The organism is Gemmobacter serpentinus (assembly GCF_008973825.1).
Lineage (GTDB): Bacteria > Pseudomonadota > Alphaproteobacteria > Rhodobacterales > Rhodobacteraceae > Gemmobacter > Gemmobacter serpentinus.
On sequence record NZ_WCHR01000009.1, the window covers coordinates 1 to 19974 of the forward strand.

General features: G+C 66.0%; 20 protein-coding genes and 1 riboswitch. Of the genes, 18 read left to right on the top strand and 2 right to left on the bottom strand.

What is annotated here, in order from left to right; genetic code table 11:
* The 7 genes from GBJ34_RS21190 to GBJ34_RS06160 form a co-directional block, all read left to right on the top strand.
* Window positions 1-105, top strand: a 105-nt coding sequence (locus tag GBJ34_RS21190) for a hypothetical protein (RefSeq protein ID WP_404811407.1), incomplete at its 5' end; no start/stop codon positions are given.
* A 683-nt stretch (window positions 106-788) separates the two neighbouring features.
* A complete protein-coding gene (locus GBJ34_RS06135) occupies window positions 789-1709 on the top strand; it encodes an AraC family transcriptional regulator (protein ID WP_151718393.1) in 921 nt (306 codons plus the stop codon).
* A gap of 88 nt (window positions 1710-1797) precedes the next feature.
* Window positions 1798-3906: a TonB-dependent receptor gene (locus tag GBJ34_RS06140; RefSeq protein ID WP_151718394.1), complete on the top strand. Its 2109-nt coding sequence runs from the start codon at window positions 1798-1800 to the stop codon at window positions 3904-3906.
* A complete protein-coding gene (locus GBJ34_RS06145) occupies window positions 3906-4931 on the top strand; it encodes a class I SAM-dependent methyltransferase (RefSeq protein WP_151718395.1) in 1026 nt (341 codons plus the stop codon). Before GBJ34_RS06140 ends, GBJ34_RS06145 begins: the two co-directional genes overlap by 1 nt.
* A gap of 1 nt (window position 4932) precedes the next feature.
* Window positions 4933-5835, top strand: coding sequence for a substrate-binding domain-containing protein (locus GBJ34_RS06150; protein ID WP_151718396.1), 903 nt, complete (start codon window positions 4933-4935; stop codon window positions 5833-5835).
* A gap of 44 nt (window positions 5836-5879) precedes the next feature.
* On the top strand, window positions 5880-6611 hold the full coding sequence (locus GBJ34_RS06155) for an ABC transporter permease (RefSeq protein ID WP_226341067.1): 732 nt from the start codon (window positions 5880-5882) through the stop codon (window positions 6609-6611).
* Window positions 6608-7195 (top strand): ATP-binding cassette domain-containing protein, encoded by a 588-nt coding sequence (locus GBJ34_RS06160; protein WP_151718397.1) that lies wholly within the window; start codon window positions 6608-6610, stop codon window positions 7193-7195. Before GBJ34_RS06155 ends, GBJ34_RS06160 begins: the two co-directional genes overlap by 4 nt.
* Window positions 7196-7259: 64 nt before the next feature.
* Here GBJ34_RS06160 and GBJ34_RS06165 read toward each other — a convergent pair whose 3' ends face one another.
* Together GBJ34_RS06165 and GBJ34_RS06170 are read right to left on the bottom strand one after the other, a co-directional pair.
* Window positions 7260-9062 carry an NAD(P)-binding domain-containing protein gene (locus tag GBJ34_RS06165; protein WP_151718398.1) on the bottom strand — a complete coding sequence of 601 codons (1803 nt, stop codon included), beginning with the start codon at window positions 9060-9062 and terminating at the stop codon, window positions 7260-7262.
* 88 nt (window positions 9063-9150) lie between these two features.
* The gene (locus GBJ34_RS06170) at window positions 9151-10221 is read right to left on the bottom strand and encodes a 2,3-butanediol dehydrogenase (RefSeq protein ID WP_151718399.1); all 1071 of its coding nucleotides are present in this window, start codon (window positions 10219-10221) and stop codon (window positions 9151-9153) included.
* A 256-nt stretch (window positions 10222-10477) separates the two neighbouring features.
* On the opposite strand from GBJ34_RS06170, the gene GBJ34_RS06175 reads away from it, so the two are divergent.
* From GBJ34_RS06175 to GBJ34_RS06225, 11 genes are all read left to right on the top strand, one after another.
* Complete coding sequence (locus tag GBJ34_RS06175; protein ID WP_151718400.1) at window positions 10478-12340, top strand: sigma-54-dependent Fis family transcriptional regulator; 1863 nt, start codon at window positions 10478-10480, stop codon at window positions 12338-12340.
* 59 nt (window positions 12341-12399) lie between these two features.
* Window positions 12400-12504: riboswitch (TPP riboswitch) on the top strand.
* Between the two features lie 64 nt (window positions 12505-12568).
* On the top strand, window positions 12569-13372 hold the full coding sequence (gene thiD, locus GBJ34_RS06180; RefSeq protein ID WP_151718401.1) for a bifunctional hydroxymethylpyrimidine kinase/phosphomethylpyrimidine kinase: 804 nt from the start codon (window positions 12569-12571) through the stop codon (window positions 13370-13372).
* Entirely contained in the window at window positions 13369-14364 is a 996-nt protein-coding gene (gene thiO / locus GBJ34_RS06185; RefSeq protein ID WP_151718402.1) for a glycine oxidase ThiO, read from the top strand. Before thiD ends, thiO begins: the two co-directional genes overlap by 4 nt.
* Window positions 14361-14555: a sulfur carrier protein ThiS gene (gene thiS / locus GBJ34_RS06190; RefSeq protein WP_151718403.1), complete on the top strand. Its 195-nt coding sequence runs from the start codon at window positions 14361-14363 to the stop codon at window positions 14553-14555. Before thiO ends, thiS begins: the two co-directional genes overlap by 4 nt.
* Before the next feature lie 3 nt (window positions 14556-14558).
* On the top strand, window positions 14559-15323 hold the full coding sequence (locus tag GBJ34_RS06195) for a thiazole synthase (RefSeq protein WP_151718404.1): 765 nt from the start codon (window positions 14559-14561) through the stop codon (window positions 15321-15323).
* A complete protein-coding gene (locus tag GBJ34_RS06200) occupies window positions 15320-15916 on the top strand; it encodes a thiamine phosphate synthase (protein WP_151718405.1) in 597 nt (198 codons plus the stop codon). The genes GBJ34_RS06195 and GBJ34_RS06200 overlap by 4 nt, the downstream gene beginning before the upstream one ends.
* Entirely contained in the window at window positions 15913-16902 is a 990-nt protein-coding gene (locus GBJ34_RS06205; protein WP_192931121.1) for a HesA/MoeB/ThiF family protein, read from the top strand. The genes GBJ34_RS06200 and GBJ34_RS06205 overlap by 4 nt, the downstream gene beginning before the upstream one ends.
* Complete coding sequence (locus GBJ34_RS06210) at window positions 16899-17849, top strand: ABC transporter substrate-binding protein (RefSeq protein ID WP_151718406.1); 951 nt, start codon at window positions 16899-16901, stop codon at window positions 17847-17849. Before GBJ34_RS06205 ends, GBJ34_RS06210 begins: the two co-directional genes overlap by 4 nt.
* Window positions 17846-18523, top strand: a complete 678-nt coding sequence (locus GBJ34_RS06215) for a TenA family protein (RefSeq protein ID WP_151718407.1) — start codon at window positions 17846-17848, stop codon at window positions 18521-18523. The genes GBJ34_RS06210 and GBJ34_RS06215 overlap by 4 nt, the downstream gene beginning before the upstream one ends.
* Window positions 18520-19215: an ABC transporter ATP-binding protein gene (locus GBJ34_RS06220; protein WP_151718408.1), complete on the top strand. Its 696-nt coding sequence runs from the start codon at window positions 18520-18522 to the stop codon at window positions 19213-19215. Before GBJ34_RS06215 ends, GBJ34_RS06220 begins: the two co-directional genes overlap by 4 nt.
* Window positions 19212-19940 (top strand): ABC transporter permease, encoded by a 729-nt coding sequence (locus GBJ34_RS06225; RefSeq protein WP_151718409.1) that lies wholly within the window; start codon window positions 19212-19214, stop codon window positions 19938-19940. The genes GBJ34_RS06220 and GBJ34_RS06225 overlap by 4 nt, the downstream gene beginning before the upstream one ends.
* The last annotated feature ends 34 nt before the right edge of the window (window positions 19941-19974 follow it).

Genomic DNA, 19974 nt, shown 5'->3' on the forward strand with positions numbered 1-19974 from the left:
GGCGACGCCATCCTGACCGGCGACGTGAACGGCGACGGCAAGGCCGATTTCGCCGTGCTGCTCGACGATGTCACCAGCCTCAGCAAAGGCTTCTTCCTGCTGTAAGGCGGGCCCGATCACCTGACAGGCCGGGGTTCTGCAGCAGAGCCCCGGCCTGCGGCGTTTCGGGCGGGACGGGGGGCGAAGAAATCAATTGCGGCAACCCGGCGCAGGTCGACATTTCGTGCGCAGGTGGGGCGCGCGGGTGCAACCAACCGTCGCACCGCCCGCCGGTGACCGATCGCGGGGACTGTCTGCCCCCGGACCCCCGAGGATATTTGGGAACAGATGAAGACTGGGGGCGGGAGGATGGATCGGTCACTGGAGGGGGATGGGATCGATCACCGGCTGACGCAAGGATCATGGATCAGCGGTGGAAGGTGCCTTTTCGGTGATGCCCATGCGGCACCAAGGGCAGACCCGGCACCAGTGCCAGGTCCGCAAGGAATGCCGTCCTGATGCCACGCCCCAGGGTCGACAGCATGGCGCAGGCGGCGTGGATCTGTCGATCCGGGCGCTGTCGATCCGGGGGCTGTCACGGCGGGGTCTGCCGATGAGCGGGCACACGGACGGTCGCCTCGGCGGCGGTATCCGGGCCGCATTGGCGCGCCGTGTATTGCCTCCGCCGCTTGCAAGCCGGAGGCAAATCCGTCAGCGTGGTGGGGCCACGCGTTTTGCGCCAGCCCATCCCATCTGGCCGCCTGCATCTGCTGGATCGCAGGCCCCGGCATCAAAGGCCGCCCGCGCGCATGAATCTGATCGAACCCCATCGTTTCACCCCTTTCGAGGCCGGTGCGCCGACCTCAGTCACGCTGCCAGGCGTGAAGCAGGGCACGCATGTCGATGTGCTGCGCCTCAATGCCGGACTGGTGCTGGCGCAGAGCCATTTCTCACCCGCGATCCGCCATGATGACGAGATCCGCCGCCCCGAGGATCAACTGATCCTCGCCTTCAACCTGTCAGGGCGCATGGTGCTGATCGATCCGCGCGGCCAGCACCATGTCATATCGGGCGGGCAGGGCTGGATCATCCGCTCGGGCGGCAAGCGGTTGCAGCGCATCGTGGAAAAGGGCGAGGGGTGTTCCAACCTCGTGATCGCGCTGGCCATCCCGCATTTGCCGCAGCCCTTGGCGGCCCTGCTGGGCACCACCCTGCCGGACCGCGATCCTTTCCGTAGGTTGCGCCTGCCAGTGCCGGGAAGCGCTGTGCTGGAGGCGCTGCTGGATGGCCGCACCGGCCCTGCGGCCCTGTTGCGCAAGGAGGGGCAATGCCTGTCGCTGATCGGTCACGCGCTGGAGGAGCTGGACGCGCAGCCGCGCGCGGCCGAGGCCGCCGGCGACCCCGCGCTGCTGGTGGGGCGTCTGACTGCCTTCCTGTCCGAACGGCTGACCGAGACCATCGCCATGGCGGAGCTGGAACGTGAATCCGGCCTGAGCCATGTGACGCTGAACCAGATCTTCCGGGCCGAGATCGGGATGACCGTCTTTGAACGGCTGCGTGCCCTGCGGCTTGAGGCGGCGGAACGGCTGGTCCGCCATACTGATCGCAGCTTTACCGAGATCGCCGGGGAATGCGGCTTTTCCGATGCAAGCCATCTGTCCAACGCCTTTCGCAAGCGGTTCGGCATGACCGCCAAGGCCTGGAGGCGCGCCGGGCGGCAAAGTTCGTAGCGGCTTCGCCAAATTCAAGACTGTTTTCGTCAGTTACAAGATTCGGGGCCGCGCGCGTGGCAGGGAGCAGTCCAAAGGAGCCCGTCCCATGCCTCGCACCCAGTTGTCTCATTCCCTGCTGCCCCATACCCCGCGGACCCGCGCCGCGATCTTTGGCGTGACCATGACCCTTGCAACCGGGCTGTTCCCCCTGCAATCCCGCGCGCAAGACGATGCCGTCCTGCTGGACGAGGTCACGCTTTACGCCAGTTTCTGGGAAGAGGTCGCGCGCAAGGCCGCGGTCAGTGCCACGGTGCTGGATGCGGGCGTGCTGGCCGATGCCGTGTCGCCCGATGCCGCGATTGTCGCGGCGCGTTCCGCCAATACCGTGTTCCAGCGCGCCAATTCGCAGGCGCGGCTGGTGGTGCGCGGCATGTCGGCCTTTGACAATGCGCTCTCCGATCCGGTTGGCTATCTGGTGAATGGTGTGCCGCTGCCGATGGGCACGATCCAGCTGCCGCATTTCTTCGGGGCCGAGAATGTGACGCTGTTGAAGGGGCCGCAGGGCACCACGCTTGGCCGCAATTCCGAGGCGGGGTTGCTGAGCTATGACACCATCACCCCCGGCAGCCGCGAAGGCGGCGAGATCAATCTGGGCCTGTCCGGTTCGGATGCCGGGGCGCAGCCCTTGGGCGGCAATGCCGCGATCAAATGGTCGGGGCAGGCGGCCACCGGCCCGGCGCTTGCCCTGGGGCTTGAGGTCGCGCGCGATCCGGGTGTGATCTCCAACCCGGTGACCGGGGCGGAAGTTGGCAGCAAAAGCCGCCGTGCTACCGGCTTTGCCGGCATCACATGGGATTTGCAGGATGGCGGCAGCGTGACGCTGCGCACCGTGCTCGAGGATCAGAAGTTCAACAAGGAACAGTTCCGCTATATCAGCGGGCCGCTGGCGACCGGGCGCTATGAAAGCGTCTATTCCGATCCGTCATGGGAAACCCGCCAGATAAGCGTGACCGCGCTGGAATATGGCAAAGGCTTTGACGGGTTCGATCTGACCGCGATCACAGGCTTCACCACATTTGATCGCGCCTTCGTGCTGGATTTCGACAGCTCGGCCCTGCCGTTGGGGGTGACGGAACTGGATGTGCGGGACCGCACATTTTCACAAGAATTGCGGCTGACTTCCAACATGGAAGGTCCGCTGAAATGGTCGCTCGGGGCCAATGTCTTCAAGCAAAGCACCAAGGCCGATTTCAACCTTGGCGCCATGTCGACCGACCGTCACACCGAGATCGACCAGAGGGGAGCGGCCCTTTACGGCTTTGCCGAATATGCGATCACCAGCCGGTTCAGGGTCGGGGCCGGGCTGCGCGCCGATCATATCTCCTCCGATGGGTGGCAAAGCCTGACCTCGCCGATGGCGGCGCTGCGCTATGAGGGCCGCGAAAGCGCGACCACGCTGCTGCCCAAGCTGACGCTGGCCTATGACCTGAGCGATACGACCTTGCTTCATGCAAGCTATGCGCGCGGCTATATGCCGGCAGGCTATAATTACGGCTTTGCCAACAGCGCCGCGAGCCTGGTCTACAAGGGTGAATATAGCTGGAGCGGCGAGATCGGCGTGAAGCACGAATTTTTCAATGGGGCGCGGGTCAATCTTGTGGCCTTCCACACCCGTGTCACCGACAAGCAGATCACCGAGACCATCCCGGGGGCGGCGCAGTTCATCTCCAACGCGGGTCAGGCGAAAAGCTATGGAATTGAGGCCGAGCTGGCCGCGCCCATCGGTGACAGCTGGCAGATCGGAGCCAATGCGGGCTGGCAGCGGGCGCGGGCGACCTCGTTCCTGACCACTTCGATGAACCCGGCACTTGGCACGCTGGTGCCGGTGGATTGGTCCGGCAATGACTTGCCGATGGCACCCGAGGTGACATGGGGCCTGTCGCTGGCGCATCAGGGCGATGTCTGGCGCGGTAAGGTCAGCCTGCAAGGCAGCGGCAGCTTCTGGTTCGACCCGGCAAATACTCTGCGCCAGCCCGGTTACATGACGGTCGATGCCGAGGTGACGCGCATGTTTGCCAGCGGCGAGCTGACGCTTTGGGCCAGGAACCTGCTGGATGAAGAATATTACAGCACCGCCGCCAACACCCTTCGCGGCGTGGTGGTCGAGGATGGCAGCCCCCGGACCATTGGGGTCAACTGGCGCATGACATGGTGATGCAGGATTTGAATCCCGATCCGGCCCCGCTTTCGCGGCGCGCGGGGGCGGGCCTTCTGCTCGACACGCTGGAAGGCCCGATCCGCCACGCCCTGCTGCACTGGGCGCTGGATTGCGGGGTGTTTGATCTATCTGCGGAGCCGCAGGATGAGGCCGCGCTGGCCGCGCGTCTTGGTCTGCCACCCGCAAGGCTGGGCATCGCCTTGCGGGCGCTAGTCGCGGCGGGGTTCATGATGCGCGAAGGTGCGGGGTTTCGGACATCGCCCGACATCCTGCCCTTTGTCGCCGAGGGCAGCCCGCAAAACATGGTGGCAACCCTGCGTGGCATGGCGCAGACCCGTCATGCGGGGCTTTCGCAGATCGCCGATCTGATCGGCGGCACCGCTGCGCCCGCTGGGCCGCGCCTTTTTGACGATGCGCATTGGGATGGCAATCACCGGGCCCTTGCGGGATTTCACGCGGCGATTGCTGCGGACGCCACCTTGCCCTGTCTGACCGCGCTGCCGGAATGGCCGAAGGTGCGGCACCTGCTGGATGTCGGGCCGGGTTCTGCCGTGCTGGCGCGCAGGTTGCTGGCGCAGCGCCCCGATCTGGCGATCACCCTGTTCGATCTGCCGCCCGTTGCACAGCGCATCGCGCAAGAGGCGGCTGACCTGCCGCTGTCCGTCATCGGTGGCAATTACAACAACGCCCTGCCGGAAGGGCTGTTTGACCTGATCTGGTGTTCGATGACGCTTTATTTCCACGATCAGGGTCTGCCTGCGCTTGTGGCCCGTCTGGCAGACCGGCTGGCACCGGGCGGTGTGCTGCTCAGCTTTCATGAGGCGCTGGAGGCGGATCGCACCGCCCCGGCCGAGCATGTGATTGGCCGCCTGATGCCCGCCTTGCGGCAGGGCGATGTGTCCTTTGCGGCAGGCCAGATGGCGCAGGCCATGGCGGTGGCCGGGCTGATCCGTGCGGAAAGCCGCATCCTTTCCACCCCTTTCGGGCGCTTCCGGCTGGATGCGGCCCGCCGCGAGGCCTGATATGCGTATCGCCCTGTTCCTGCTTGCCCTGCTGCCCGGCCCGGTTCTTGCGGAAGAGATCCTGCTGACCGGCCCGCCGATCTGGGAAAGTGCGCCTCTGATCGCGCTGGCCGAGACGCAGCCGGTGGAAGGGATCACTTTCACCTTCGCGCCATGGTCGACGCCCGAGGGGCTGCGCAAGGTTCTGGCCTCGGACGCGCCGGTGATGGCGGTGATGCCCGCGCCGATGGCTGCCATTCTGGATGCGACGGGGATCAAGGTTCAGGTCATATCGGCCACGGTCAGTGCGGGCAGTATCGCGATTATCGGGCGCGGCGCACCGATGACCACGCCGAAGGATCTGCGCGGGCGGGTGTTGGCCTTGCCGTTTCGCGGCCATCTGCCCGACCTGATGATGCAGCGCATCGCCCCGCCGGGGGCCGAAGGGTGGCAGCCGCATTACACCGGCACCCTGTTGGCCGGGATGCAGCTTTTGCTGGCGGGCCAGATCGACGCGGCCCTCTTGCCCGAGCCGATGGCGACATTGGCACTGGCGCAAGATCCGGGCCTGCAGCGTCTGGCCGATATCTGCACATTGTGGCAGGTGGCGACCGCGCTGGCCGATTGCCCGCCTGCCGGCGTCGTGGTGGTCAATCCGGGCTTTGGTGTGCGGTCCGAGGTGCTGACCGCCTATCACGCGGTCTTTGCGGATTTGGCCGGTGATCCGGCGCGGGCCGCCGGGCTGCTTGCCCATCATTTCCCCGATATGGCGCAGGCTGGTCCGGGTTTTGCCGGGATCAGAGCGCAGGATCTGGCCATGCCGGAGCAAGCACAGGCCGTCGCCGACTTTCTGGCCCAGATCCATGCTGTGGAGCCCGCCGCCATCGGTGGCAAGCTGCCGGGGCCGGGGTTCTACGGCCAGTGAGGCAATCGGGGATGCAGCACGCGATACCGCCGATGATGCGGCCGATGATACGGATGGCTGCCTTCGGGGCGGGGCTTGCCGGGTTGGTCGCGCTTTGGGCCTTTGCTGCGCAGCAGAACCTGCCCGCGATCCTGCCCGGGCCGCTGGCGGTGGCGCGGGCGCTGCTTGATCTTGTGCAGGATGCGGCCTTCTGGCGTGACGCGCTGTTGCCCAGTCTGGGCCGCGCGGCGGCAGGGCTTGGGCTGGCCAAGGCGCTTGGCGCGCCGCTCGGGTTGGTTGGCTGGCACCTGCCGCTGGTCTCGGCCTGCCTCGCGCCCGCGCGGCTGATCCTGATGGGTGTCCCGGCGCCGGTTCTGGCGATCCTGTGCATCCTGTGGTTCGATGGTGGCCCGATCACCATCGTTCTTTGCGTCTGCGCGCTGCTGCTGCCGGTGTTCCAGATCGCCGTAGCCGAGGGGCTGTCGGCCATCGACCCGCAACTGGCCGAGATGGCGCGCGTCTTCCGCCTGCCGCTGCGGCGGTGCCTGCGCTGGATCATCTGGCCCGCGCTCTGGACGGCGCTCGGCCCGGCCTTGCGGGTGGCGATGGCCAATGCGCTGCGGGTGTCCTTGCTGACCGAACTGCTATCGGGCACGCCGGGCCTCGGGGCCGAGGTGCAAGCGGCACAAAGCTGGTTGCAGACGGATCGGCTGTTCGCGCTGGTCCTTGTGATCCTTGCGCTGATCGGGCTGATCGAGGCCGCCCTGAGCGCCATCGCGGGGCGGAGACGGCCATGAGCGTGCTGTTCCATGCCGACCGCGTCGCGTTGCAGTATCGTGGCAGATCTGCGCCGACCCTTTTGGACCTGACGCTGATGATCCGGCAGGGGGAAACTCTGCGGCTGGATGGCCCAAGCGGGGCGGGCAAGACCAGCCTTCTGCGGCTGATCGCCGGGCTGGAACGCCCAACCTCCGGCCGGCTGCACCATCTGCCGCAACGGATCGGCATGTGCTTTGCCGAGGCACGGCTGATCCCGCAGCTTTCCGTGACGGGCAACCTGCAGCTTGTGGCCCCAAGGGCGGGGGCGATGATGGAGGACATGCTGCAAGCCCTCGGTCTGGGCGATGTGCAAGGTAGTCCGGCGCAAAGTCTGTCCAAAGGGCAGGCGCAGCGGGTGGCGTTGATCCGGGCGTTGCTGGTGCGCCCCGATATCCTGCTGCTGGATGAGGGGTTTGGCGGGCTCGATCCGAGGACATGGCAATTGGCGCGGGATCTGATCCGAAAGCATCACAATCAGACCGGCTTCGCCGTGGTCGAGATCAGCCATGATCCCGCCCGGCTTGTGGTGCCGGACGGGCCTTGCCTTAGACTGGGGCCTTAGACTGGGGCCTTAGACTGGGACCTTGAACCGGGGCCGCCACAACAGGGCGGCCCGGCCTGATCGGTCAGCGCAGGTGATGCGGTGCCTCCAGCCCCCAGACGGGGGTGTCGATGCCCGCATGTCGCGCCTTCAGTTGCAGCGACAGATAGCGCGAATAATGCCGTGACTGGTGCAGGTTGCCGCCATGGAACCACAGGCCCTCCTGCATCGTGGGCTTCCACATGTTGCGCTGCTCGCCCTCCCACGGCCCCGGATCCTTGGTGGTGTCAGAGCCAAGGCCCCAGCATTTGCCCACCTTGTCCGCCACATCCTGGCTGATCAGATCGGCCGCCCAGCCATTCATCGACCCATAGCCCGTGGCATAGACCACCAGATCGGCGGGCAGTTCGGTGCCATCGTCCAGAACCACCGCATTTTCCGTCAGATGGCTGATACCCTTGCCCGATTGCAGCTTGATGGAACCATCGATGATCAGATCGCAGGCACCGACATCGATGTAATAGCCAGACCCGCGGCGCAGATATTTCATGAACAGACCGGACTCGTCATCGCCGAAATCCAGCATGAAACCGGCCTTTTCCAGCGCCGCATAGAAGCCGGCATCGCGCTTCTTGATCTCGTCATATTGCGGCACATGGAAATCGGCCATGATCTTGTAGGGCACACTTGCGAAGATCATGTCGGCCTTGTCATGGGTGATGCCATTGGCCACAGCCTGTTCCGAATAAAGCCCGCCAAGGCAGACTTCCATCAGACTGTCCGATTTCACGATATGGGTCGATGAGCGCTGCACCATGGTGACATCGGCACCGTTTTCCCAAAGGGCGGCACAGATATCATGGGCGGAATTGTTCGCCCCGATCACCACCACCTTCTTGCCGCGATAGGCATCCGGGCCGGGATGCTGGCTGGAATGCTGCTGTTCACCCTTGAACACATCCTGCCCCTTGAAGACCGGCACATTGGCCTTGCCCGACATGCCGGTCGCCAGCACCAATTGCTTGGGGCGCAGGGTGACGGGCTGACCGTCGCGGATCAACTGCACCTCCCATTCGCCCTTTGCCGCGTCATAGCGGGCCGAGGTTGCGGTGGTCAGCGACCAATAGTTCAGCTCCATCACGCGGGTATACATCTCCAGCCAGTCCCCGACCTTGTCCTTGGGCGCAAAGACCGGCCAATTGTCGGGGAAGGGGATATAGGGCAGGTGGTCATACCAGACCGGATCATGCAGGCAGAGCGACTTGTAGCGATTGCGCCACTGATCGCCGGGGCGGGGGTGCTTGTCGATCACGATGGTCGGCACCGACAATTGCCGCAGCCGCGCGCCAAGCGCGATGCCGCCCTGCCCGCCGCCGATCACCAGAACATAGGGCTGCTCCTCATAGCCAAGGCGCGCGGCCTCGGCCTCACGCTTTTCCTTCCAGGTCTGACGTTCGGGGTCGTGGCCGTGCTCGGCCCCCATCGGGCGGCGCAGTTTGCGCGGCTCTTCATGGCCCTTCAGTTCGTGCAGGGTGGTCAGCAGGGTCCAGATCCGGCCGTCCTTCATGCGGATATAACCCTGACCGCGCCCGGTTGCGGTTTCCAGCAACAACCAGCCTTCGGTGATGCCGCCCGCCTCCATCACCGTTTCTGTGGGGTCAAGCATCAACGACCCCGGCACCACCTTGGGCAACTGCGCCCGTGCCATGGCGGCGATCTGGCTGCGCCCCTCACAGGTTTTCAGGTTCCAGGTAAAGGCCGCCAGATCGCGCCAGAAGCCGGTTTCCAGAAACAGATCGGCCACCGCATCGGCATCCTGTGCAATCAGCGCGCGTTCCAGATCGGCCACGAGCGCCGCAAGCGCGCCATGGGCTGTGGTATCAAGCATGGTTTCCTCCCTCATGCGTCATGATAAAGTTCGGCCTGCGCAAGCGGGGCCTCCCAACCCCGGTGCTTGCCTGCGCAGGCGGGTTTCGTCAGGTCAGATCGATCAGGATCTTCAACTGCGTTCCGGCGGGATCGAGCAGGGTGTCGAACCCTTCCGTCACCGCTTGATCGAGGCGGATCTTCGTGGTCACCACCTTCATTGCCGGGATCGCGCCGGTCGCGATCATGTCGATCACGCGCGGCCAGAGATGCGTCGGATAGGCCCAGGACCCCCGCACATCCACGTCCTTGAAGGTGACATTGTGCCAGTTCAGACCGGAATTGCCGGGATGCAACCCGACCTGCACGATGGTGCCCTGCTTGCGCACCGCATCAAGGCAGCTTTGCAGCGCCTTTTCATTGCCCACGCATTCCAGCGCCACATCGACGCCCACGCCGCCTTCGGTCTGCGCGCGGATCACGGCCCCGATATCGTCGCGCTTGGGGTTGAGGGTGATGACCTCCGGCAGGATCTGGCGGGCAAGCTCCAGCCGTGTGTCGTTCAGATCCGACAGGAACAGCTTGGTCGCACCAAAGGCCTTCGCCGTCAGCAGCGTCAGGATGCCGATGGGCCCCGCGCCGGTGATCAGCACCGAGTTTCCGGCGGTGACCTGACCCCGGTCACAGGCATAGACGGCAACCGCGGTGGGTTCGACCAGGGCCGCCTCTTCATCGCTCATGCTGTCGGGGATTTTCACCACGTTGTAATCGTTCAGCAGCGCAGCCTCGGCCATGCCGCCGGAAATCCAGCTCAGGCCCGCCAGTGCCAGATCCTCGCTCAGATGGAACAGCCCGCGATCGGCAAAGTAATCGCCCGAACGGGGCATGATCAGCGGTTGCACCGAAACCCGGTCGCCCGGTTTCACATGGGTGACACCCGCACCGATCGCCGTCACCACGCCGCCAAACTCATGGCCCAGAACCTGCGGCCCCTGCGCGCCGGTGAAGGGGTGGGGTGCTGTCGGCACGAAGATCGGGCCATAGGCATATTCGTGCAGATCGGTGCCGCAGATCCCGACAAAGCGGTTCTGGATCGCCACCTGACCGGGGCCGGGAGCGGGAATCGCCGCGATGTCTTCGATCCGCAAATCCTTTGCGGCATGGAAACGCAGGGCCTTCATCTTCTGTCCTCCTGAAATGCGGCTCTCAGGGTGGCCGCTCGGCCGGTTGCGGCGAACCGGGAAAATCGCGATCAATGATTTCAGGGACTTGGCGCAGCCCCCTGTTGCACCACCCGCAGCACCTGTTGCATTGGGCTGCAACACATTCGCTGCATCGCGGCGGAATGCTGCATCGCGCAGACACCCCGGTTCTGCACCGGGCGATTGTCGGCTAGGATCGGGGCGGTTCGGGCCACTTGGCCGGGCGGGAGGATGGATGCAGACCGATATCGACCATATCCGCGAGATCGAGGTCGTGGCGCAGCGGGGCAGCGAGACCCGCGATCCGGTTGTGGTGCAAAGCTGGCTGCGCTGTCTGGAAAAGCACGGGCTGGACCCGACCGCGCGGGCCGAGGCCTATATCGTGCCCGATGCGGCCCTGCGCCAGCATCGCCAGCGGTCCGAGGATCTGATCCGCATCGCCCGGTCGGGCATCGATGATCTTTACAAGCTGGTGGCAGGGCAGAATTATGTGCTGCTGCTGTCGGATGCGGCGGGGGTCACGGTCGAATATCTGGGTGAGGACGGCCAGAAGGCCGATCTGCGTCGATCCGGCCTCTATCTTGGCGCGGAATGGTCCGAGGCGCGGGCGGGCACCTGTGCGCTGGGTGCCTGTATCGAAACGGGCGAGCCGCTGATCATCCATCAGAGCGACCATTTCGACGTGACGCATGGCGGGCTGTCCTGCACCGCAGCCCCGATCTATGACACCGAGGGGCAGCTTGCGGCGGTGCTTGATATTTCGTTGTTGTCCTCGCCCTTGGCGCGGGCCAGCCAGTTCCTTGCGCTCAATCTGGTGCGCCAGACCGCGCGGCGGATCGAGATGGCCAATATCATGGCCGAGGCGCGGGCCGACTGGGTGCTGCGGCTGGCAGGCAGCCCGGATTTTCTGGATGTCGATCCGCAGGCGGCGTTGCGTCTGGATCAGGGCGGGCGCGTCATCGGCATGACCAATGGCGCAGCACGGTTGATGGCGCGCAGTCTGGGACAGGACTGGCGTCGGGGCGGCGGCCTGATCGGGCGTCATATCTCCGATGTGTTCAATCTGGATCTGGAGCATCTGGAGGACCTGACCCGCCAGCGCGCCCCGCAGGATCGTCTGATCGAGACACGCGACGGCTATCGCCTTTTTGCGCACGCGATCGAGCCGCGCCGCAGCCCGATGCCGATCCTTGCCCCGATGCAGGCCCGTGCACCAAGGATCCCGGCGGCATTGCGGGCGCTGGCGGGGGATGACCCATCGATGCGGGAGATCATCGAACAGGCTGCGGTCCTGGCCGCGACCCGCGCGCCGGTGATGATCGAAGGGCCGGTGGGGTGCGGCAAATCGGCACTGGCCCGGGCCATTCACGATGCCGGGGGGCAGTCTGCCCGCGCGCCCTTTGTCACCGTGGCCTGCGAGACGTTGGCCGAGGACGAGGCGGCGATCCTGTTCGGGCGCGGCGATCCGCGCAGCTATCAGGCAGGGCTGATCGATACCGCCGAGGGCGGAACGCTGGTGCTCGACAATCTGGCGGAACTGCCGCTGCGGTTGCAGGCGCGGCTGTCCACCCTGCTGGCAGAAGGCAGTTATCGCCCGGTGGGGGCGTTGCGCGCGCGGGTCAGCCACGCGCGGATCATCGTCACCAGCCGCGGGGGGGCAGGCACCGGGCTGCGCGAGGATCTGCGTCATCGTCTGGCGGCGGGGCGTCTGGTGCTGCCATCACTTGCCCGGCGGCAGGATCTGTTGGCCGTGGTCGCGCAGGTCCTTGCCCAGGCGGCAGGCTGCCCTGTCAGCTTTGACCGCGCGGCTGTTGCGGCTTTGGCGCGCCACCCCTGGGATGGCAATCTGCACGAATTGACCGGGCTCGCCGCGGGCCTGACCGGCGCGGGGCAGGGGCGCAAATCGCTGGTCCTTGGGGTGGCGCAACTGCCGCTGGCCTTCCGGCAGGAGGCGGAGGCCGCCGCTGAAGGCCCTGCCGTTCTGGCGCATCATCTCGCCCAGCATGGCTGGAACATTTCGGCCGTGGCGCGCGCGATGGCGGTGGATCGCAGCACCATCCATCGCCAGATCCGCCGCTTTGGGTTGCAACGCGGCTGAACTGGCGCTGCGAAAACTGCGACTTGCCAAGGTAAGATTTCCTCCCTAGGTTGCCCGTCGAATACTCGTTGGGGTGTCCCGGGCAACCGGGGCTGAGAGGCGGCAGCCAACCCATCGAACCTGATCCGGTTCATACCGGCGGAGGGAACGGGTAGCTTGATGATGCGGGGCCGCAATCGGCCTGCGCAAAGCCCCCAATACCAGTCCGTCGGTGCATTTGGGGGCGACGTGACATCCATTGCATTGACCATAGCAGGGTCCGATAGCGGCGGTGGGGCCGGGATTCAGGCCGATCTGAAGACGTTTTCCGCGCTTGGCTGTTATGGGGCCAGCGTTCTGACGGCGGTGACGGCGCAGAACACGCAGGCCGTGCTGGCGGTGGCGGCGCTTGCCCCAGATCTGGTGCGGATGCAGCTTGAGGCGGTGTGCGACGATCTGCCGGTGCGGGCGGTGAAGATCGGGATGCTGGGCGGCCCCGATATCATCCGCACCGTGGCCGAGGTGCTGCGGAATCGCGATCTGCCTGTGGTCCTTGATCCGGTGATGGTGGCCAAATCCGGCGACCGGCTGCTGGCAGCCGATGCCATCGCAGCCTTGCGCGCCGAATTGCTGCCATTGGCAACCGTGCTGACCCCCAATCTGCCCGAAGCGGCGGAGCTGCTGCAAGCCGCTCCGGCAACCGACCTTTGGCAGCGGGAACAACAGGGGCAGGCCTTGCTGGGGCTTGGGCCCCAATGGGTGCTGATGAAGGGCGGCCATGCCGATGGCGCGATCTGTGAGGATTTGCTGCTTGGCCCGGCGCGCGTCGTGCTGACCGCGCCGCGTCACCCCACCCGCAACACCCATGGCACCGGGTGCACCTTGTCGGCGGCAATTGCGGCAGGACTTGCGCAGGGGCTGGCGGTCAAACCGGCGGTCCAGCGCGCCCATGCCTATCTGCAGGGCGCGATTTCGGCGGCGGACCGGCTGCGCATCGGGCGCGGTCACGGGCCGGTGCACCATTTCCATGCGCTATGGCGGCCCGAGGCATGAGGCGCGTTCGCATTCTCGGCGCGGGCGTCATGGGCCTTGCGATTGCGACGGAACTGACTGCGCGTGGGCATCAGGTGGAATTGGTCGATCCCGCCCCGGAGCCCGGCGCGCATTCCTGTTCCTGGTGGGCGGGCGGAATGCTTGCCCCCTGGTGCGAGGGGGCCTCGGCCCCCGAAGCGGTGGAGCGGCTGGGGGCGGGCGCGCTGGACTGGTGGGCGCAGCATACCGGCCTCGTGCAGCGCAAGGGCACGCTGGTGGTGGCGCAAACCCGCGATCAGGCGGAACTTGCGCGCTTTGCCCGCCGCAGCCGCAGGCATCAGACGCTGAACGGGGGCGGCATCGCCGCGCTGGAACCCGATTTGCAGGGGCGCTTTCCTTCGGCGCTGTTCTTTGAAGATGAGGGCCATCTGGCCCCCCGCGCGGCGCTGATCGAATTGCGGCGGCGGCTGTGTGCCAAGGGCGTGACAGTCCACGCTGCCGCGCCGGAAACCCAAGCCCAGATCATCGATGCGCGTGGCCTTGCCGCCCGCGACAGCCTGCCCGATCTGCGCGGCGTGCGCGGCGAGATGCTGGTTCTGCGCTGCCCTGACGTTACGCTGCACCGCCCGGTGCGGCTGCTGCATCCGCGCATCCCGCTTTATATCGTGCCGCGTGGCGACGGCATCTTCATGCTGGGTGCGACGATGATCGAAAGCGACCGGCGTGGCGGCGTCACGGCGCGGTCCGTGCTGGAATTGCTGTCCGCTGCCTATGCCCTGCACCCCGCTTTTGCTGAGGCCGAGGTTCTGGAAATGGGCGCGGATGCCCGGCCCGCCTTTCCCGACAACCTGCCCCGGTTGCGCAGGCAAGGGGCCACGCTTTTCGTCAACGGGCTCTATCGCCACGGATTTTTGCTGTCCCCCGCCATGGCAGAGATGGTGGCGGCGCATCTCGAAAGCGGCATTTCCCCTGAGTTTATGCACCCGGATTCTATCAACGAGGTTTCCGCATGAAGATCACCCTGAACGGGGCCACGCATGAGGCGCAGGCCCAGACCCTTGCCGATCTGCTGATCGAGGTTGGCATATCCGGCAGGGTGGCGACTGCCCGCAATGGCGATTTCGTGCCCGCCGCAGCCCGCGCCGCGACCCCGATCCATGACGGCGACCGGATCGAGGTTCTGGCCCCGATGCAGGGGGGCTGACCCATGCCGGTCTTCTATGGCGTCCCCGTCGAAAGCCCCCTGATGCTTGGCACGGCACAGTATCCTTCCCCCGCCATTCTGGCGCAGGCGTTTCAGGTCTCGGGCGCCGGGATCGCGACTGTCAGCCTGCGGCGCGAACAGGGCGGGGGCCAGGATTTCTGGGCGCTGATCCGTGGCCTGCAAACCCGTATCCTGCCCAATACCGCCGGGTGCCATACGGTGAAAGAGGCGGTGACCACCGCCCATATGGCGCGCGAGGTCTTCGAGACAAATTGGATCAAGCTGGAGGTGATCGGCCATGCCGATACGTTGCAACCCGATGTGTTCGGGCTGATTGAGGCCGCGCGCATCCTGACCGAAGACGGCTTTGCGGTCTTTCCCTATTGCACCGAGGATCTGACCGTCTGCGCCCGTCTGCAAGAGGTGGGCTGTCAGGTTCTCATGCCCTGGGGCGCGCCAATCGGATCGGGGCTCGGGCTGAACAACCCTTACGGATTGCGCAGCCTGCGGGCGCATTTTCCCGATGCGCCGCTGGTGATTGATGCCGGGATCGGCCTGCCTTCACATGCGGCGCAGGCGATGGAGATGGGGTTTGACGCGGTGCTGATGAACAGCGCCGTGGCACAGGCCGGTGATCCGGTGGCGATGGCGCGGGCCATGGCGCAGGCCATTGAGGCCGGGCGTCTGGCCTATGGCGCAGATCCGATGGGCGCGCGCGATATGGCCGCCCCATCAACCCCCGTTCTTGGAAAGGCATTTCTCGCATGATGCTGCCACGGTTCTATCCGATTTTCGACAATGCGGACTGGGTCGCGCAGATGCTGCCGCTTGGCGTGAAGCTGGTGCAACTGCGCCTGAAGGATCGCACACAGGATGATCTGCGGGCCGAGATCGCCCGCGCCCGCGATCTGTGCCGCGCAGCAGGGGCCATTCTGGTGGTCAACGATCATTGGCAGATCGCGATCGAGGCAGGCTGTGACTGGATCCATCTGGGGCAAGAGGATCTGGATACCGCGGATCTGGGCGCCATTCGGGCCGCCGGCTTGAGGCTTGGCATTTCCACCCATGACGAGGACGAGCTTGCCCGCGCGCTGGCCTTGCGGCCCGATTACATCGCCCTTGGTCCGATCTGGCCGACCATCCTGAAACAGATGAAATGGCATCAGCAGGGCACGGCAAAGCTGGCCGACTGGAAAGCCCGGATCAGGGATATTCCGCTGATCGCCATCGGTGGACTGACGCCAGAGCGCGCGGCCGAGGCCTTTGCCGCCGGGGCGGATGTGGTCTCGGTCGTGACCGATATCACGCTGAATCCGGACCCGCAGGCACGGGTGCGCGACTGGCTGGGGATCACGGCATGAGCCGCTATGCCCGCCAGACCATGCTGCCGGGGCTCGGTGCGGCGGGGCAGGCACGGATCACGGCGGCGCATGTGCTGGTGGTGGGGGCGGGCGGACTTGGCGTGCCGGTGCTGCAATATCTGGCCGGGGCTGGTCTGGGCCATATCGCCCTGATCGACCCAGATCTGGTCGAGGAAAGCAACCTGCACCGCCAGCCGATCTATGGCGCGCATCTGGGGCAGCCCAAGGCGCGCGCGGCGGCGCAATATCTGGCGGTGCTGAACCCGCAGGTGCGGGTTGATCCGCGGGTCGACTGGCTGACGCCCGCCAATGCGCCGGGGCTGATTGCACAGGCCGATCTGGTGCTGGATTGCGCCGACAGTTTCGCGGCCAGCTACACGCTGTCGGATCTGTGCCTGCAGATGTCCAAGCCGCTGATATCGGCCTCGGTTCTGGGCTTCGGCGGCTATGTCGGCGGCTTTTGCGGCGGCGCGCCAAGCCTGCGCGCGGTCTTCCCCGATCTGCCGGAAACGCTTGCGACCTGTGCCACGGCGGGGGTGCTGGGGCCGGTGGTCGGCATGTTCGGCACGCTTCAGGCGCAGATGGCGCTGGCGGTGCTGACCGGCCTGCGCCCCTCACCGCTTGGCCAGATCCTGCGGTTTGATCTGGAGGGGTTCCGCATGGCGGGCTTCCGCTTCGACCATGCGCCGGAACCGGATTACAGGCATCCGTTCATCGCCCGCACCGATCTGGATGCGGGCGATCTGATCGTTGATCTGCGTGACGCAAGCGAGGCCCCGCAGGCCGTGCATCCCTCAGCACGGCGTTTGACTTTGGCGCAGATCACCCAGAACAGCCTGCATCCCGCAGCCGGGCAGCGCGTGGTCTTCGCCTGTCGCTCCGGCCTGCGGGCATGGCGCGCAGCGGACCGGCTGCGCGCCCATTGGCCGGGTTCCATCGCGCTGCTGGCCGACACACCCATCCTGACGACAAAGGACATTTCATGAAACAGCATAGCCTTACCCTTGGTCTTGCCCTCAGCCTCGCGCTTGCCTTGCCTGCATCGGCACAGGATCGGCTGACCCTGATCCTTGACTGGTATGTGAACCCCGACCACGCCCCGATCATTCTGGCGCGCGACAAGGGCTTTTTTGCCGAACAGGGGCTGGAGGTGGAGGTGATCGCCCCCGCCGACCCGTCGGAGCCCCCCAAGCTGGTGGCCGCTGGCAAGGCCGATCTTGCGGTCAGCTATCAGCCGCAACTGCATCTGCAAGTGCATGAGGGGTTGCCGCTGGCCCGTGTCGGCACGCTGATTGCCACGCCGCTGAATTGTCTGATGGTCAAGGCCGATGGCCCGGTACAGGCGCTGTCGGACCTGAAGGGCCGCAAGATCGGCTATTCGGTCGCGGGAGTCGAAGAGGCGGTGATGGGCGCGATGCTCGGCTCGGTGGGCCTCGGTCTTCAAGATGTGGAGATGATCAACGTGAACTGGTCGCTGACGCCCGCGCTATTGACGGGGCAGGTGGATGCGGTGATCGGCGCCTTCCGCAATTTCGAGATGACACAGATGCGGCTGGCGGGTGCCGAAGGGCGTTGCTTCTACCCCGAGGAAGCGGGGCTGCCATCCTATGACGAGCTGATCTTCGTGGCCAATACGAATGCCGTGGATCGTGACGGGCTGACGCGCTTCATGGCAGCAATCGAAAAGGGCAACGCCTACATGCTGAACCATCCGGACGAGGCCTTTGCGATCTTTGCCGCCAGCGGCCCGGATCTGACCGATGATCTGAACAAAAGTGCATGGGCCGATACCTTGCCGCGGTTTGCCCATAGCCCGGCGGCGCTGGATCACCGGCGCTATGCGCGGTTCGAGGCGTTTCTGCACGAGGCCGGGCTGATCGACAGCACCCTGCCGGTGTCACGACTGGCGCTTGATCCGGGGGCGGCGGAATGACGGTGGAAGGTTACGGGCGCAGCTTCGCGCTGTGGCGGGCGGCCTGTCCCGTGCCATGGGCGACCTATACGCGGCACGCCTTTGTCGAGAGGCTGGGCAATGGCACCCTGCCAGGCGCGGCTTTCCTGACCTATCTGCGGCAGGATTACCTCTTCCTGATCCATTTCGCCCGCGCCTGGTCTTTGGCGGTGGTCAAGGCCGGATCGCTGGCCGAGATGCAGGCGGCCAGTGCCACGGTCCATGCGCTGCTGCATGTCGAGATGGCGCTGCATGAAGGGGTCTGTGCGGCTGCCGGCATCGGCCGCGATGCGCTGGAGGCGACCGAGGAAACGCCCGAGACCCTCGCCTATACCCGCTATGTGCTGGAGGCAGGCTATAGCGGGGATTTTCTGGATCTGCTGGCGGCGCTTGCGCCCTGCGTGCTGGGCTATGGCGAGATCGGCGCGCGGCTTTTGCCGCAGGCCCGGGGCAATCCCTATGGTGACTGGATCCGAACCTATGGCGGGACGGCGTATCAGCAACTGTGCCGCGACACCGGGGCGATGATCGACCGGGCGGTGGCCGACCGTCTTGGCCCCGCGCCGGAGGCCTTGCCGCGCTGGCAGGGGATCACGGACCGCTTTACCACCGCCACCCGGCTGGAGGCTGCGTTCTGGAACCTTGGCCGGGCATGAGCGGCAAGGTTGTCCTGACGGGTCAGGTGCATCTGGGTGGGCGGGCACTGTTCGCGCCGCTGCGTCTGGTGCTGGCACCGGGTCAATGGACGGCGTTGCTCGGCCCGTCGGGCGTGGGCAAATCCACCTTGTTGCGGCTGATCGCCGGGCTGCCCATCGGCGGAACGTTTGCGGGGCAGGTGGAGAACCGCCTGCCCGTGGCGCTGATGGCGCAGGATGCCGGGTTGTTGCCCTGGCTGACGGTGCGGCAGAATGCGGGCCTTGGAGCAAGGTTGCGCGGCGGGCAGATCGATGCCGCGCGGCTGGAGGATATCCTGCAAAGCTGTGGCCTTGCCGACCATGCTGGCGCCTATCCCGCCACGCTGTCGGGCGGGCAACGCCAGCGGGTGGCGCTGGCGCGGACCTTGATGGAGGATCGCCCGCTCGTGCTGCTGGATGAGCCCTTTTCGGCGCTGGATGCCCGGATGCGGCTGGCGATGCAGGATCTGGCAGCGCGGTTGCTGAAAGGCCGCACGGTGCTGATGGTGACGCATGACCCGGCCGAGGCCGCACGGCTGGCCGATCATATAGTCCTGCTGGATGAGACCGGGCTGACCGAATTGCCCGCGCCGCAGACACCGGCACCCCGTGCGGTGCTGGATCGCGGGGTGCTGGACTGTCAGGCGGCGCTGTTGGTGCGGCTCGTCGCATGATGCGCGGGCTGTGGCTGATCCTTGCGGTTCTGGCGCTGTGGCAGGGGCTGATCTGGGCCACCGGCCTGCCACCCTTCCTGCTGCCTGGCCCTGTCGCGGTGGCGCAGGCGCTTTATGGCCATCAAGCGGTGCTGGCTACAGCGCTTGTGCAAACCGGGGTCGAGATCGTGGCGGGATTTCTGCTTGGGGCCGGGGCCGGGGCAGGGCTTGCCGTTGCGATGGCCGCATTCCAGCGTCTGGCTGTCACGTTGCGCCCGGTCCTGCTGTTGTCGCAGGTGATCCCGATTTTTGCGCTGGCCCCGATCCTGACGCTGTGGCTGGGCTATGGCATGGCCCCGAAGATCGTGGTGGCGGCGCTGATCTGCTTCTTTCCGGTGGCCTCGGCCTTTCTGGACGGGTTGGAGCGAACCTCGCCCGCCTGTCTGGATCTGGCGCAGACCATGGGGGCCAGCCCGGCCGGCACCATGTGGCATATCCGCATTCCGATGGCGCTGCCGATGCTGGGAAGCGGGTTGCGGCTTGCCGCGGTCTATGCGCCGGTTGGGGCGGTGATCGGCGAATGGGTCGGCGGATCGGAGGGGTTGGGCGCGGTGATGATCCATGCCAATGGCCGGATGCGGATCGATCTGACCTTTGCGGCGCTGACGCTGGTGACGCTGACGGCGCTTGGCTTTCATGCCCTGATCTGCCTGCTGGTCGGGCGCGGCTTGCGTCGCTTTCACTAGGGTCGTGCGCCGTCCGGCAATGGAATGCCGCATC